Below are 16,157 nucleotides of genomic sequence, written 5' to 3' on the forward strand. Positions count from 1 at the left end.
CTTGCAAGAGATATTTTGAAGCATAACAAGCAGGGAGCCCATTTATGTGGTTGGAAAGATGGTCAAGAAACGAAGCAGCAAAGATAAAGGTCTTACAGAAAAAGAACAACAGCTCCTTCATGAGATGATAGAGACCTATCAAGGCTTAAAGATGATGTCACGCATCATGAAATTGATTGCCTTCATTGTCTTTGTGTTTATTATCGATTTTGCCCGCTTTATGGATACTCTAGAAAGTATCTTCTCACACCTCAAAAAGTGGCTAACAAAAAGTTGAAAAACTTTTTCTTTAAGAAAAGAAATTAATATTAATGATAAGTAACACTATGTTTAACTAAGTTAAATGTTTTAACTAAGCTAAATAATGTTAATCATTAAAATTCTTAAAGAGGAAATATTATGAGTGAAAAAAGTGACTTATAGCAGCTAAAGTAGATATGAATCTAAAAAGCGCATTTATGGCTATAGCTGAAATAAAACACCGTCCAGCATCTCAAATTTTACGTGATCTTATTTGTGTGTACGTTGAAAATAATAAGATACTCAATAAAGAAACGCTTGAAATTTTTCATAAAAGCGATAGCAATGAAGATGTTTTTTTATGCTGAAAATATTGCTGATTTGATTAAGCAACTGGATATCTGATTATGCGTTCAGTGAGTTATTCAGGAAAGTTTAAAAAGGATGTAAAATGAGCAAAAAAGCGTGGAAAAGATATGCGAAAGTTCACAGGAGTGATGCAACTTCTAATTCATAAGAAGCAATTGCTATCTATTTTAAATGATCATACATTACAAGGAAACTAGAAGCCTCGTCGAGATCTTCATATAGAACCCGATTGGTTATTAATTTATATAGTTGATGAAAAGCGTATCCATTTTGATAGGACAGGTACGCATTCAGATTTATTTAATTAAGAAGTTGATTATGCCCTTTAAAAAAACTGATTCGCAATAATTGAGAAGCATGTCACAAAATCCTATTCCCTAACCTTTATTTACGAATCCATCATGTTTTAAAAATATAATAAAACAAGATACTAAATAAGGAAAAATAAAAAGTGGTGCCCAGACGCGGATTCGAACCACGGACACGCGGATTTTCAGTCCGCTGCTCTACCAACTGAGCTATCTGGGCATGCTTCATAAAAAATATAAAGCGCTTGCGGTTATAACATTAAAATTTTCTCTGTCCAGTCATCAAAAGAAAAATAATTGATTTTTTAATAAGTTTATCTCCCTATTCTAGAGACTTATCAATGAATCTTTATCATAAAATAAATTTGATAGGCATATTGGACGTGTTAGTGTATTGTTAGTAGAATAATGTCTTATCGTGGTGATGATACAAAAAATTAAAAGAATCAATCGAGAAGCATGATTAAGAAAGTTTTTTTAATAAAGTTTCAGTGAATTTTAAGCATACGAAATAATAGAAAATATTTTTGACTTTTTTCTAAAAAGATTATTGATTAGTCTTTATAATAATTTGTTTTTCTTTATAAAGAAAAAAACATCTAAAAGGGGAGAAATAATGATAATGTTACAAAAACCAAGCAGTCGTCCCAATAATACTAATTTTTCTTCAGGTCCTTGTAGCAAACGGCCTGGTTGGACTCTTGATGTTCTTAAAAATGCATTAGTTGGGCGTTCACATAGATCTAGAGAAGCAGAATTAAAACTTGCTGAAGTTATTAATTTAACCCGTGAGATTCTTGAGGTTCCTTCTGATCATCGTATAGGAATTATGCCAGGTTCAGATACCGGTGCTGTTGAGGCTGCTCTATGGTCTCTATTAGGTGAGCGTGGCATTGATATGGCGGCGTGGGAAAGTTTTGGATTTGGGTGGAATAAAGATGTTGTCGAGCAATTAAAGCTTTCTGATGTGCGTCGTTTTGAAGCTCCTTATGGTGAAATACCAGATTTAACACAACTTGACTTTGATCGTGATGTTGTTTTTACATGGAATGGGACCACTTCTGGTGTGCGTATTCCTAATGCAGATTTCATTCCCCATAAGCGGGCTGGATTGACCATTTGTGATGCAACATCTGCAGCTTTTGCGCAATATCTTGATTTTTCAAAATTAGATGTTGTTACTTTTTCATGGCAGAAAGTTTTGGGAGGTGAGGCTGCGCATGGTATGGTGATTTTAAGTCCTCGTGCTGTTGAGAGGCTTGAGAATTATGTTCCAGCTTGGCCTATGCCTCAACTTTTCTATATGACAAAGAATGGAAAATTGAACGAAGATATTTTTAAAGGAAAGATAATCAATACACCTTCTATGCTTTGTGTTGAGGATTTTCTTGATGGGTTGAAGTGGGCAAAATCTCTAGGAGGTGCAGCGGCATTAAGAGCACGGGTGGAGAAAAACTTTTCTGTACTTGATGCTTTTGTTCGCAAAACACCATGGCTAGAATATTTGGCAAAAGATCCTGAAGTGCGTTCTAACACCGCTATTTGTTTAGATATTGTGGATCCAGTGATTACTGCTTTGGATACGGAAAAGCGAGTATCTTTCATAAAAGCGGTTGTGAAACGTCTTGATGAGGAAGGAGTTGCTTATGATATTGGTTCGTATCGCGATGCTCCTCCGGGGCTTCGAATTTGGGCGGGTATAACAATTGAGGCTTCCGATCTTGAAATTTTAACACAATGGCTTGAGTGGGCGTTCCAATTTGAAAAAGCACAGCTTTAAATAATTACTGGTGATTTTCACAGGGTGTTTTTAAACAGAAAAAGGATACGAGAGATTATGATGATCTTTCGTATTCTTGTATCAGACAAACAGCCTCTAAATATTACATGAATTGTAAAAGATTAAGAGGAGGAATAAATGCTCTGTCAGGTGTTGGATACGCACAAATTAAAATCTCTATTTTTTTACTTTTTGTAGCAAAAATGACAGATTTAAAATATTTTGATATTTGCTTATCGTTAAAATTTGAAAATTTAATAACTTGAAGATTGAGAAAAATCTGAAATGAGGAGTCGCACTTGCTCTAAGGTTTCGTTATAAAGAAGTGTTTGTTTTTGAATGCTGGTTTTTTTGACTAAACACGACGGAGAAAGTTATGGCCAATGTAGTTGTTGTCGGTACACAATGGGGTGATGAAGGCAAAGGTAAAATTGTAGATTGGTTGTCTGAGCGAGCAGATATCGTGGTGAGATATCAGGGGGGGCATAATGCTGGCCACACATTGGTTATTGATGGAGTTAGTTATAAATTATCACTTTTACCATCGGGTCTAGTTCGTGGGAAGTTATCAATTATTGGGAATGGTGTTGTAGTTGATCCCCATCATTTTGTAGCAGAGTTAAAAAAGCTACGTGATCAGGGCGTGAAAATCACACCGGAAATTTTACGTATTGCTGAAAATGCTCCTTTGATTCTTTCTTTGCATCGTGATCTTGATGCAATTCGAGAAAGCGGTTTATCTGGTTTAAAGATTGGTACAACAAAGCGTGGTATTGGACCGGCTTATGAAGATAAGGTGGGACGTCGTGCTATCCGAGTGATGGATTTAGCAGAAAAAGATACACTTATGGCTAAGATTGAGCGGCTTTTGAGGCATCATAATGCTTTGCGTCGTGGGATGGGTGTTGTAGAGATTGATTCTCAAGCGCTTTATGATGAATTGATGCAAGTTGCGGATAAAGTTTTGCCCTTTATGGATTGTACGTGGCGTCTTTTAGATGAAGGTTATCGAGGAGGGAAACACATTCTTTTTGAAGGTGCGCAAGGTGCTTTACTCGATAATGATTTTGGGACTTATCCGTACGTAACATCATCGAATACGGTTGCTGGGCAGGCATGTACAGGTTCAGGGATGGGACCTAGTGCAATTCATTATGTTTTGGGTATTACAAAAGCGTATACCACACGTGTTGGAGAAGGACCTTTTCCTACAGAGCAGATAAATGATATTGGTGAATTTCTGGGAGTGCGTGGGCATGAATTTGGTGTTGTAACGGGTCGAAAGCGTCGATGTGGTTGGTTTGATGCTGTCTTAGTCCGTCAGATGGTAGTAGTTTGCGGTGTTCAAGGTATAGCATTGACAAAACTTGATGTTTTGGATGGTTTGGATGAAATAAAAGTTTGTATTGGTTACGAGCTTGATGGTAGAAGGATTGATTATTTACCTTCTTCCATGGGAGCCCAAGCCCGTGTGAAGCCTATTTATGAAACATTAGAAGGTTGGAAGGAAAAAACAGCCCATGCATTGAGGTGGGAAGATTTACCAATGCAGGCTGTTAAATATATACGCTATATTGAAGAACTGATTAACACAAAAGTGGCTTTATTATCTACGAGTCCAGAACGTGAAGATACTATTCTTATTACAGATCCTTTTGCAAATTGATTATTATTTTTAGGCTTCCATATAGATCTTTTGTTCACTTCTATATCTTTTAACAAAAAGAGTTTTTAAGAGTGCGTGAAAGAAAGGTGTAAAATGACATTGTTTATTTTTCATATTCATTTTACACTATGACAATAGTTGTACCAATATAAATGACAATAAACTTATGAGCCTAAAATAAAGCTGTTTTAGCCTGAGTGCTAGGGTTTCTTTGCTTAGTTTAAGAGAGATTATAGAGGAAATGGTAGATTTCGTTGGAATCTTAAAAAAGGCAATTAATGCACAAAATAATGTTACACCACAAGTGCGTAAGCGGATTTATAAACGGGCTATCGAAACACTAGAATATCAATTTGTAACAGCAAAAATACCACAAGCAATAGCAGATGAACAAAGAAAGATTCTTCAGAGTGCTATTGCAACTGTTGAAGAAGAATATTTAGCAGTTGAAAAGAAGTTGCTTTCTTCAGTTATTGGGTGGGATTCCACAAATGTAAATGAAGATAAGAAATATACAAAAAAAACTATATTACAAAAGAATAATGAATTTTCAGTGGTAGACATAAAAAGAAAGCAGGATTTTGTTACACATCCAAAGGATAGCAAGTTATTTGATGAGCCTTGGGTATCAGATATACCAGATGCAGAGCCTGTTAATATGGAGGCTGATGTACCTTCTCAGCATGTTAATAGCTGTGAGTTAAAGATTTCTTCGTCGCAAGAAGATAATCCTCATATTGTTTCGCATATTTTTTCTCAGGCTTTACGTCGTGCTAATAAATCATTGGTGCAAAGGCGTATTGTGATAAGTGCTGTTTCTATTGTTAGTTTTGCTGTTTTTACTATTGGTATTTTTTTTATTGGTGGGCGTGTATTTGTATCAAATGATCATCAAGTGTTAGGAGAAAATCTTCAAGTTTCTCACGAAGTACCAAAGGCACTTTCGGTTAAGAGAAAGTTAACACAACGTTTATTAGAGGATGGGAGTGAAATTGATGTCGGTTTAAAACAAGCGACAGATTCTTCGGATGAAGAAGGAATCTCAACCGTTGTTTCCAGCAATTTGCAATCGCTTGATAAATTAGGTGAAGCTGTTTTTTATCAAGCACGTACAAATTATGATGCAGAAAAGATAGCAACCGGAAGTGTTCGCTGGACGCTTATAAAGGAGTCTTATGTGAAGGGGGCTCCAGAAGAAACAGCCATACAAGGTGATATAACAATTCCTGATGAAGGGCTATCATTACGGTTAATTTTACGTCGCAATACCGATCGGTCATTTCCTGCTGCATATATTATGGATCTTATTTTTATTCTTTCTGATAAATTCTCAGGTAAAGCTATAAGCAGTGTTCAAGCATTAACCTTTAAAGCAAGTGAACAATCTATTGGGCAGCCTTTAGTAAGAACTATTTCTACAAAAATTAACGATGATTTTTTTCTTGTTGCATTGAGTGGTAATCATCCATTTCTTGATCGAAATTTGCAATTGATGCGAGAATTAGATTGGGTGCGTTTAGTGTTAACGGATAAAAACGGACGTATAAATGAATTAACTTTTGCAAAAGGGCCAACAGGTGAGTCTATTTTCAATAAAGTTATTGGACAATGGCTTGCACAACAAGATAAGTTAACAGTTCTTGATCAGAAAAATAAAACATAGATGCAAATAAAATAAAAGGTTATTTCTCGATATTGATTTTTATTAGTTATATCAAACACGCTCAATAAAATTGTATACTATAACTCAAAGGATTCTACAGACTAATTTACAAGTACAAAGCCAACATACGCTTTTCTCATTTCTACTTTAAAAATGCGCAAACAATTGGCTTCATACCTAATTCTAGAGTCTTATATTTGACTTTGAGATAAAGCGGAATCTCTGATAGAATTTTGCACTTTTTCAAATGCACGCATTTCAATTTGCCTTACTCGTTCTCGACTAATGTTAAATTCACCAGAGAGTTCTTCTAGAGTTAATGGTATATCGTTTAAACGACGTGCTTTGAATATACGTTTTTCACGTTCATTGAGATTGTCCATGGCATTTATAAGCATGGAACGACGATTCTCCAATTCACTTTTTTCAATTAAAACTTGTTCTTGATCGTTAGATTCATCCACCAACCAATCTTGCAACTCGCTGTTTTCCCCTTCTTTTGTACGAAGGGGTGCGTTGAGTGAAGTGTCACCACCAAGTCGGCGGTTCATTGATATAACTTCATCTTCTGAGACATTCAACTGAGTTGCAATTTCTTTTACTTGTTCTGCATTGAGATCACCGTTATCAAGTGCTTGAAGTTTACTTTTTAATTTACGAAGGTTAAAAAACAAGCGCTTTTGATTAGCTGTTGTCCCCATCTTCACCAAACTCCAAGACCGCAATACATATTCTTGGATTGATGCTTTAATCCACCATATTGCATAGGTTGCAAGACGAAAACCACGTTCTGGCTCAAAACGCTTAACAGCTTGCATGAGTCCAACATTGCCTTCTGAAATGACTTCCCCAATGGGGAGTCCATAGCCGCGATATCCCATCGCGATTTTAGCTACAAGACGCAAATGACTGGTTACTAGCCTATGCGCTGCTTTTAAATCATTATGCTCACGGTAACGTTGAGCTAACATATATTCTTCTTTTGGATCAAGCATTGGAAAACGACGTACTTCTTCCAAATAACGGTTTAATCCGCCATCGCTTGTGGTTACTGATAACAAATTCATATGGGCCATAATAGCACCCTCCTTTTGTCTGAATTCCCTGATAAGGCAAATTCTATGTTTCAGATAGTAATACCTGTGCACATTCACTTTAGCATATTTTTCAATTTTGTTCAAAAAAAGATATTTTATTGTGAAATCTTGAGAAGGAGAAAAGTTTCAATTCATTTTTTTAAAATGCTTAATAAGTTTAGCCATATCTTGAGGTAGTGGTGCGGAAAACGACATAACTTTACCGGTAGAAGGGTGTTCAAAAGTGAGACTTGCGGCATGAAGTGCCTGTCTGTTGAATTGATCGATTGCATTTCTAATAGTGGGGTTGAATGCGTTTGATTTTGTTTTAAAAGCGTTTCCATAAACTGTATCGCCTATGAGTGGATGCCCAATATGAGCCATATGAACACGGATTTGATGGGTGCGTCCAGTTTCCAAGCGACATTCCAGAAGGCTAGCAAAAGATGTTGAGTTTGCATGAGAGCCATATTTTTCTAGCAAAGAAAAATGTGTAACAGCATGACGAGCATAAGGGTTTTGCTTATGGATAACAGCTTGCTTTGTTCGGTTGTGGGGCGAACGGCCAAGTGATGCATCAATTGTCCAAACATTGCGGTGAGGTGTCCCCCAAATCAAGGCATGATAGCGTCGGTCTAATGCACAGGTACGTCCATGATCAGAAAATTGAGCACTGAGACTTTTATGAGCCAGATCATTTTTTGCAACAACCATAACACCACTTGTATTTTTATCGAGACGATGGACAATGCCGGGGCGTTTAACACCACCTATACCAGATAAACTATTACCGCAGTGATAGATAAGGGCATTAACCAACGTACCGGTCCAATTTCCATTGCCAGGATGAACAACAAGACCTGCTGGTTTGTTAATAACAATGATATGATCATCTTCAAAAAGGATGTCCAATGCAATAGCTTCAGCACTAGGTTCTGCATCACGAAGGTCAGGCATTGCCAATTCAATTATTTGCTTAGGTCTTAATTTTGTTTTTGGTTCTTTTATGAATTGACCATCAATTTTAAGATAGCCTTCACGGATGAGGGTTTGCAAACGTGAACGTGAGAACACATTATGATATTGTTTTGCTAGCCACTGATCAAGACGTTGCCCAAGAGCACCTTCATCCGTTATTTTTTGTATTACCATACGATTCCTATTAAGTTTTTAATAAGATTTTACCAGTACGAAATTGCTTTACTATCGAGGAATTCTTTAATTCCCCAATGTCCCCCTTCACGGGCGCGTCCAGAAAATTTTACACCTCCAAAATAGCTTCCACTGGGTAATCCATGTCCGTTAACTTCTACCATACCAGAGCGTACTTGTGCCGCAATACGACGACATTTGTTGCGATCTTGTGATTGAATATAGTTTGTAAGACCATACTCAGTGTCATTCGTTAAAGCGACAGCTTCTTCTTCTGTATTAAAAGCAAGAATCGAGAGAACTGGACCAAAGATTTCTTCTTTGAAAATACGCATATGAGGTTTTACATCAGCAAAGACTGTTGGACGGACATAATAACCGCGTTCAATTCCTCTTGGTAAACCAGTTCCGCCTGCAACAAGAGTTGCACCATCATCAATTCCCGATTGGATAAGATCTTGAATTTTATCATATTGTTTTTTTGAAACGACGGGACCAATATGATTTCCTTCTTGGCAATTTGGTCCTACTTTTGTTGTTTCTGCAATATCTTTAGCTATTTTTATGGCTTTGTCATAGATGCTTTGTTCCACAAGCATACGAGTCGGTGCATTACAGCTTTGTCCACTATTATAAAAGCAATGTCGCACACCACGTTGAATAGCATCTGAGTCGGCATCAGAAAAGATAATATTCGCTCCTTTTCCCCCAAGTTCTAGACAGACTCTTTTTAAAGTAGCGCTAGCATTTTTAGAAATATCTTTTCCTGCTCTAGTTGAACCAGTAAAGCTAATCATTTCTAGATCTGGATGTGCTGAGAGGTAAGAGCCGACAGTTTCACCATCACCATTGATTAAATTAAAAACACCGGCAGGGAGCGCGGCTTCATCTAAAAATTCAGCAAAAAGCATAGCAGAAAGAGGCGCAATTTCAGAGGGCTTTAATACCATGGTACAGCCAGCCAAGAGAGCAGGGATAACTTTAAGAGTTACTTGATTCATGGGCCAATTCCATGGCGTAATTAATCCTACGACGCCGATAGGGTCGTAGTGAAGAATTGCTTGCTCATTTCCCTTTATTAAAGTTTCTTGGAACGAGAACTCTTTATAAGCTTCGATAAAATTGCGAATGTGGGAACTGCCAGTTGCGGTTTGCGCATTAAGTGCCATATCAATCGGTGCTCCCATTTCCATTGAAATGGTTTTTGCCATGTCTTTAGAACGTTTTTCATAGATATTTAGAATTTTTTCAACGAACCCAAGACGCTCACTTGGTGACGTTGTTTTCCATTTTTGAAACGCTTCTTTAGCCGCGTTAATTGCTTTATCGGCATCTTCTGTACTTCCAAGGCTAATGACAGCACAAGCCTCTTCTGTTGATGGATTAATGACGTCAAAATCGTGAGGAGTGCTTGGGTCATCCCATAGACCATTGATATAAAATTTCCGTTTATTAAACATAATTCACTCCCTTTTTTTTATTTGTGTTTATTTAATTATGATTATCTTAGTCTAAGCCGTTTTAAACGAGGATAACAAGGGTAATCTTATAAAAACGCGAGAAATTAGATTGTATCATGATAATTGAGCATGGAGAATTCAACAGAGCAATGCTTATATACCCATTTGTATTATTGGGACTAATTGCTTTTATGAAATGGGAGAGAAAGAGAGCTATAGACAATTTTCTTGAAGCTTTTTTATCATGAAGTTTTCTTTAAAACAAATGAAATACGAGCTCTATGACACCATAAACTAGGCAATTTATATCGTAAATACGCAGAAGGGAGATTATGAATATGCATTATGGCATTATTTTTTTCATTAAAAAGTAACCATCAGCAAAAGGTTATTAACCTTCGTATGATAGTTTCTACGAATTCTTTTTGAAAAGGTTATTTTTCTCATTGCTATAAATTTGTTGGGTGCCATGCATAATTCGAAAACAAAATCTATTTCTACGTCTTCTTTTTCTGATGATGGTACGAAAGGTGCATCAAGAGAAGATTTATCTGTTAAGATTACTGAGATATTTCCTTATCCGGAAGTATGGAAAAAGGCATTTACCCTCGGAAAAAATGTCCGTTTCACGCGAACCCCAGAAGTTGAGATTTTGCGTCGTCGTATAGAAACAGATCCAGTTTTTGCAAAGCAGTTTAAAATTTTTACGAAGCAAGATCAAAAAAAAATTACAGATACAGATACAGATATTGTACGTTGTAACAAGAAAACAACAAGCGTTTCATCGACAAAAAAAGTCATTAATCCTCAATCAATAGAAAATAAAACGTCGGTTTGTCATTCAACAGTTTTGAAGCAGTTGTCACGACAAGTTACTCGTATACCATCAGAAAATATCCCTCTTGAGGAGGGTAAACAAGAGCATAAATTACAAGTAGAAAATGTGCTACAAAAAATGAATCCTGCTTGGCATCTTTCCGATGATGCATTTTTTGAATGCGTATCTTTGATATTTGAACATATGGATACTCAAACTTCAAAAGAGGATCAAACATCGATTGACACGACAAATAAAATTACATCCGATATTCCTTCTGTCTTTGATGAGTCAATAACTGCTCTTTACCGTGTTCTCGAATACCGCTTTCCGCAACTCTATGATTCCATTACATCGGAATCTCCAGCGGAAAGGATGCGAGGCGTTGAGCAAATTTCTGATTTAATGCATACAAATAATGATATTACTAAAGAATGTCATTCTAAGCTTTCTGTTGAAGATTCCGCTCATACGTTAAGTAATGCAAGGGCGTTAAACGATATTGAGGCACTAAGCGACGCTGAATCTAGTATAGAGACGAAAAAAACCAATAATATTGTCGATTGCATAACAAAGAATGTCACACCAAATTTAAAAGATTTGTCTGTGATGCAAGCAAACGGTAAAACGAAAATATTGCAATCTGCCCGCGTGCCATTAAGCAATTATGATTCTGCTTTTATGCAAAATATTCAATCTATTTACAGTGATGCTTATGAGTTTCCTCCGATCAATTTATTACAGGAACCTGTTTTTCATGAAGGTACGATGATTCCTCAGGAAACATTGGAACGCGGTGCTGGGTTTTTGGAAAGTGTTTTGGAAGATTTTGGCATTAAGGGTGAAGTTATCCATGTACATCCAGGGCCAGTGGTTACAATGTATGAATTTGAGCCTGCTGCGGGTGTAAAGTCATCGCGCGTTATTAATCTTTCTGATGATATTGCGCGTTCTATGTCTGCTATTTCTACACGCGTTGCTGTTATTCCTGGACGGAATGTTATAGGGATTGAGTTACCCAATGCGGTTCGTGAAACCGTTTATCTACGGGAATTAATTCAAACACGTTCTTTTCGTGAAAGTGAATTTAAACTTGCTCTTGCTTTGGGGAAAGGGATTAGTGGTGAGCCGGTCATTGTAGAATTAGCAAAAATGCCTCATTTATTGGTTGCAGGAACAACAGGATCAGGCAAGTCTGTAGCAATTAATACAATGATTTTGTCGATTCTTTATCGTATGACACCAAAACAGTGTCGTTTGATCATGGTTGATCCTAAAATGCTAGAGCTCTCTGTTTATGATGGCATTCCACATCTTTTAACACCTGTTGTAACAGATCCTAAAAAAGCGGTAACAGCTTTAAAATGGGCGGTTCGTGAAATGGAAGAGCGTTATCGCAAAATGGCTAAGTTAGGTGTACGTAATATCGATGGTTTTAATGCACGCGTTGCACTTGCGGCTCAAAAAGGTGAAACGATCATGTGTACTGTACAGTCGGGTTTTGATAAGGAAACAGGGGAAATGCTTTATCATGAAGAAGCCATGGATCTTACGCAGCTTCCTTATATTGTTGTGATTGTTGATGAGATGGCTGATCTCATGATGGTGGCAGGGAAAGAAATAGAGAATGCCATTCAGCGCTTAGCACAAATGGCGCGTGCGGCTGGTATTCATCTTATTATGGCAACGCAGCGCCCTTCTGTTGATGTTATCACAGGGACAATTAAAGCGAACTTTCCTACCCGCATTTCTTTTCAAGTGACATCAAAAATTGACAGTCGTACGATCCTAGGTGAACAAGGTGCTGAAACGCTTTTAGGTCAAGGAGATATGCTTCATATGGCAGGTGGGGGGCGTATTGTACGCGTTCATGGACCTTTTGTCTCTGATGAAGAAGTTGAATCTATTGTTGCACATCTTAAACTGCAAGGAAAACCTGATTATTTAGCAACCGTCACAGATAACGAAGACGATAACAAAGAGGATGCTTCTGCCGATTCAACGGTTGAAGTTTCTGAGGAAGAAAATTTTGATGAAGAGGGAGAGGAGCTTTATAATCAAGCTGTAAAGATTGTTATGCGTGATAAAAAATGTTCAACATCTTATATTCAGCGCCGACTTTCAATCGGCTATAATAAAGCAGCTTCTCTTGTTGAGCGGATGGAAGAAAAAGGCATTGTTGGAGCCGCTAATCATGTGGGAAAACGTGAAATTTTACTCAATGCAGGGAAATAAAAAAGCACATTAAAATGTGCGATTTAAAATATGCGATTTTTAAAATGTTTGACAGTTATTATTTAAATAGCGAATGCTTGTTTTATTTTTTCAAAGCAGATGTGACCATGTATTTATTTTTATAATAATATTAAAAAATTGAGTGGAGAGTAATAAAGCAAAAGCGATCTTTTGACTGCTAATACCAAAAGGGGAGATATTTTTAACATTTCTAGATGATCTGGAATGTAAAGAAATTAAACAAATCTTTATATGAGAACAGATAATTTTTGTTTTCTCTTCTATAGCGGTTCTGATGAAAGAAAGGTCTTTTGGGAATTATGGAGAGCATCATAAGAAGAGTATCCAATATGCAAGTTTTATTGCATTGGGTGCTTTAAAGCACTATACTAAATTTGTCATCATTTGATATTATTGGCACAAGAAAGGTGTTCTTACGAGAAACTTTATGTGAAAAAGAAATTTTTATTTCTATTTTTATAATGCGATTTATTGATTTATAATGATAATTTATCATTGTAAATATTGAATAAAAATTTCAAATATCGTAATTTTTTTTCATTTCAAATCTGTTTCTGTTGAAACAAATAAAACGATTTTCTTGCGTATCATAATAATGTAGGGGTAAAAAAGTAAAAAAAAAGAAATAAAAATGCTGCTTATGAACGCCTTCAAATGCCAAGAACTATTGGTAACAACATTAGGGGTTAAAATTAGTATAATGATGGTTTTAACCAGCTATTTTATAAGCATAAAAATGTAATGTACAATGCCTTGCTATCTGTTATGGGGGACTTTACATTATACCATTTACGGATGCCGTCGTAAAATAAGCTTGGGGAGCTTGGGAGATATCTTTTTAAAACAGGCACATGAATGTGTAAAATAAGTGTATTCTTTTTGAGTACTATTTATGCGAGGGAGATGTTACCATTATTGTAACAAGATTTGTTACAATAATGGGTGAATAAGCAACAGGAGTTGGAGGATTCTTTTTATTCTTGTTTTGTTGATGAAACAGTCAAAATTTTGCTACAGACAATTGATATGAGATATCAAGTTATTTTAACCAGAACAGGTAATTGTAAACAAATTAGCATTATTCATTTGAGAGTAAATCCAACACTTTTTAGTTTTAGTTATGCCATTAAAAGCAGATGAATTGAAGTTAAATACAAATGAATTAAAATGTCAGCAAGAAGCTTTTCGTTTTACACCAGAGCTTTTGCCTCGGCCTTTTACGTGGGAAATCGATCATAATGGTTTATTTTGTGAAGTCTCAAAAGAGCTAGCTGAAGTTGTTGGTCCTCTCTCTTCCTCTATTTTAGGATGTAGCTTTCGTGAGCTTGCTCATCAATTTAATGATGATCGATATCTGGTTCTCAGTCATTTTATTGAAGCTGCTATGCCTTGGAGTAAAGAGATTGTTCAATGGCCTGTTGATGGTTGCTTACAATGGCTTGATGTTGAGTTGTCGGCTTTGCCAATTTTTGATGTTAAAAAGCAGCTTAAGGGGTTTCGTGGCTTTGGTATTTTAAAAATACGAAAAAAAGTCCAAGAAAAAAGAGATGAAAAGCTGGAAACAGAAATGCCATGTCTTACGGAGATAGAACGTTCAGCTTTTCATGAAATTGCAGAGAAATTACGTGATGAATTGAATTCATCGGTAAAAGAAAAAAAATTAGTTGAAGAAACAGCTATTCAGTTACCATATACACAAACATTGCCGGTAAATGCTATAGAACAAGCTCTCGTAAAAGAGCCCGCAGCAGTTTTATCATTGTTGGATACAGCAACAGATGGTGTTTTATGGTTGGATGAAGAGGGCTTTATTCAATCGGCAAGTAGGGCAGCCTTAGCATTGATGGGTTATGAAATAAATGAACTACGAGGACAGCCACTCTCTTCATTATTTACTTTGCAAAGCCGATTTTTCGTTGAAAAATATTTTAAATCAATCCGTGTGGAGGGGAAAAATCAGGTTTTAAATCGCAGAGAAACAGCTGATTTAATGACGAAAAATCATAAAAATATAACCGTTTTGATAACGATTGTATTTTTGGCACAGCAAGGCAATTATGCTATTATGTTGCGGGATAGGACACAAACAGTTCCATCAGGAGGAAAAAAAGCAGAAGAGGATAAAATTGTTGGGGTTGTTCATGAAATACGAACACCTTTGAATGCTCTTATTGGTTTTGCAGAAATTATGAGAGAAGGCCGTTTTGGTTCGATAGAAAATGAGCGCTATCGTGGATATTTACGCGATATTATTTCCTCTGGAAAACATATATTATTGCTGATTAATCAATTACTAGAGTGCTCGAAGATAAATTATTCTGGTTCCAATAACCAGATTGATTCTTCCATTATTTCTGAAACATTTGATGTGATATCTTGTTTACGTGCGACGATAGCTTTTCTTGAAACTCAAGCCAATCAGAACGGCATTATCATGCGCATTGTTGCTCCACCTCACGTTCCATTTATTCCTGTATCACAACAAGTGTTTCGCCAGATTATATGGAATCTTCTTTCCAATGCTATTCGTTTTACACCTTTGGGTGGACAGATTATTGTTCACGTTTCTTATAGAAAAGAACGTGTAAAAATTTCAGTGAGTGACAATGGTATAGGGATGAACGAAGAAGAGATTGCACAGGCACTGAAACCTTATGGTCAAGTAGAGCGCAAAGATGGACGATCTGGAGATAGCGCTTTTATAGGAACAGGTTTAGGACTCCCAATGTGTAAAGCAATGGTGGAAGAAAGAGGGGGACAATTTTTATTGTTCTCAAAACCCAATCATGGAACAACTGTGGAAATGTTTTTTCCTCGTGTTCCATGATGTAAATCTTGCATAAAATTATTTTTTCTTAGCCAAAAGATCTCTAATTTCTGTTAAAAGTTGTTCTTCTGAAGACGTTTTTTTGGGGCTTTCTTCTTCTTTTCTACGGATTTTATTCATAGCTTTAACGAATAAAAAAAGAACCCAAGCAATAATGAGAAAATTGATAAGTAAAGTAATAAAGTGTCCATAGCTAATGGTTGCTCCAGCTGCTTTGGCGGCACTCAATGTTGCTTGTTTTTCGCCAGCAAGTTGAATAAACATATTAGAAAAATCAATTCCACCTGTAATCAGTCCAATGATTGGCATAAAAATATCATTGACAATTGAGTTGACCAAGCTACCAAAAGCGCCCCCTATAATCACACCGATAGCAAGATCAATCATATTACCTTTTAGGGCAAATTCTTTGAATTCTTTCAGCATTGCGTTTTCCCCTTTATGTAAGCGATATACGGTAATTTACTTACCGCTTTTGATGAAAAAGGAAAGGGCAGATTTTATTTTTAGGATTATATTACAATATTAATATTATTTTCAAAG

Annotated in this window: 11 protein-coding genes, 1 tRNA gene and 1 pseudogene; 8 read left to right on the plus strand and 5 right to left on the minus strand. The window is 36.3% G+C overall.

What is annotated here, in order from left to right:
• Positions 1-46 precede the first annotated feature (46 nt).
• The 3 genes and pseudogenes from ACFIKY_RS00005 to ACFIKY_RS00015 form a co-directional block, all read left to right on the plus strand.
• Positions 47-277 (plus strand): hypothetical protein, encoded by a 231-nt coding sequence (locus tag ACFIKY_RS00005; protein WP_375661258.1) that lies wholly within the window; start codon positions 47-49, stop codon positions 275-277.
• Positions 278-458: 181 nt separating this feature from the next.
• Complete coding sequence (locus tag ACFIKY_RS00010) at positions 459-608, plus strand: hypothetical protein (RefSeq protein WP_375635829.1); 150 nt, start codon at positions 459-461, stop codon at positions 606-608.
• A gap of 216 nt (positions 609-824) precedes the next feature.
• Positions 825-917 (plus strand): annotated as a pseudogene (locus ACFIKY_RS00015) (type II toxin-antitoxin system mRNA interferase toxin, RelE/StbE family); the annotation flags it as partial.
• 144 nt (positions 918-1,061) lie between these two features.
• Here ACFIKY_RS00015 and ACFIKY_RS00020 read toward each other — a convergent pair.
• Positions 1,062-1,137, minus strand: a tRNA-Phe gene (locus tag ACFIKY_RS00020).
• 396 nt (positions 1,138-1,533) lie between these two features.
• Between ACFIKY_RS00020 and ACFIKY_RS00025 the strand changes: the two genes are divergently transcribed.
• From ACFIKY_RS00025 to ACFIKY_RS00035, 3 genes are all read left to right on the plus strand, one after another.
• Entirely contained in the window at positions 1,534-2,697 is a 1,164-nt protein-coding gene (locus tag ACFIKY_RS00025) for a phosphoserine transaminase (RefSeq protein WP_375635828.1), read from the plus strand.
• 376 nt (positions 2,698-3,073) lie between these two features.
• Positions 3,074-4,363 (plus strand): adenylosuccinate synthase, encoded by a 1,290-nt coding sequence (locus ACFIKY_RS00030; RefSeq protein ID WP_375635827.1) that lies wholly within the window; start codon positions 3,074-3,076, stop codon positions 4,361-4,363.
• 241 nt (positions 4,364-4,604) lie between these two features.
• Positions 4,605-6,026: a hypothetical protein gene (locus tag ACFIKY_RS00035; RefSeq protein ID WP_375635826.1), complete on the plus strand. Its 1,422-nt coding sequence runs from the start codon at positions 4,605-4,607 to the stop codon at positions 6,024-6,026.
• A gap of 191 nt (positions 6,027-6,217) precedes the next feature.
• Here ACFIKY_RS00035 and rpoH read toward each other — a convergent pair whose 3' ends face one another.
• The 3 genes from rpoH to ACFIKY_RS00050 form a co-directional block, all read right to left on the minus strand.
• Positions 6,218-7,102 (minus strand): RNA polymerase sigma factor RpoH, encoded by an 885-nt coding sequence (gene rpoH, locus ACFIKY_RS00040; protein ID WP_375635825.1) that lies wholly within the window; start codon positions 7,100-7,102, stop codon positions 6,218-6,220.
• Between the two features lie 147 nt (positions 7,103-7,249).
• Positions 7,250-8,254, minus strand: a complete 1,005-nt coding sequence (locus tag ACFIKY_RS00045) for an RluA family pseudouridine synthase (protein ID WP_375635824.1) — start codon at positions 8,252-8,254, stop codon at positions 7,250-7,252.
• A 29-nt stretch (positions 8,255-8,283) separates the two neighbouring features.
• Complete coding sequence (locus tag ACFIKY_RS00050; RefSeq protein ID WP_375652814.1) at positions 8,284-9,714, minus strand: aldehyde dehydrogenase family protein; 1,431 nt, start codon at positions 9,712-9,714, stop codon at positions 8,284-8,286.
• Positions 9,715-10,183: 469 nt separating this feature from the next.
• Here ACFIKY_RS00050 and ACFIKY_RS00055 point away from each other — a divergent pair, with 469 nt between their 5' ends.
• A complete protein-coding gene (locus ACFIKY_RS00055) occupies positions 10,184-12,766 on the plus strand; it encodes a DNA translocase FtsK (RefSeq protein ID WP_375652815.1) in 2,583 nt (860 codons plus the stop codon).
• Positions 12,767-13,907: 1,141 nt separating this feature from the next.
• Positions 13,908-15,614 carry an ATP-binding protein gene (locus tag ACFIKY_RS00060; RefSeq protein WP_375644548.1) on the plus strand — a complete coding sequence of 569 codons (1,707 nt, stop codon included), beginning with the start codon at positions 13,908-13,910 and terminating at the stop codon, positions 15,612-15,614.
• Positions 15,615-15,632: 18 nt separating this feature from the next.
• On the opposite strand, the gene mscL is transcribed toward ACFIKY_RS00060, so the two are convergent.
• Positions 15,633-16,040 carry a large conductance mechanosensitive channel protein MscL gene (gene mscL / locus ACFIKY_RS00065; RefSeq protein ID WP_026500234.1) on the minus strand — a complete coding sequence of 136 codons (408 nt, stop codon included), beginning with the start codon at positions 16,038-16,040 and terminating at the stop codon, positions 15,633-15,635.
• Positions 16,041-16,157 lie beyond the last annotated feature (117 nt).

The sequence above is a fragment of the Bartonella sp. CR127HXZ genome (genome assembly GCF_042194555.1).
In the GTDB taxonomy this organism is placed as follows: domain Bacteria; phylum Pseudomonadota; class Alphaproteobacteria; order Rhizobiales; family Rhizobiaceae; genus Bartonella; species Bartonella grahamii.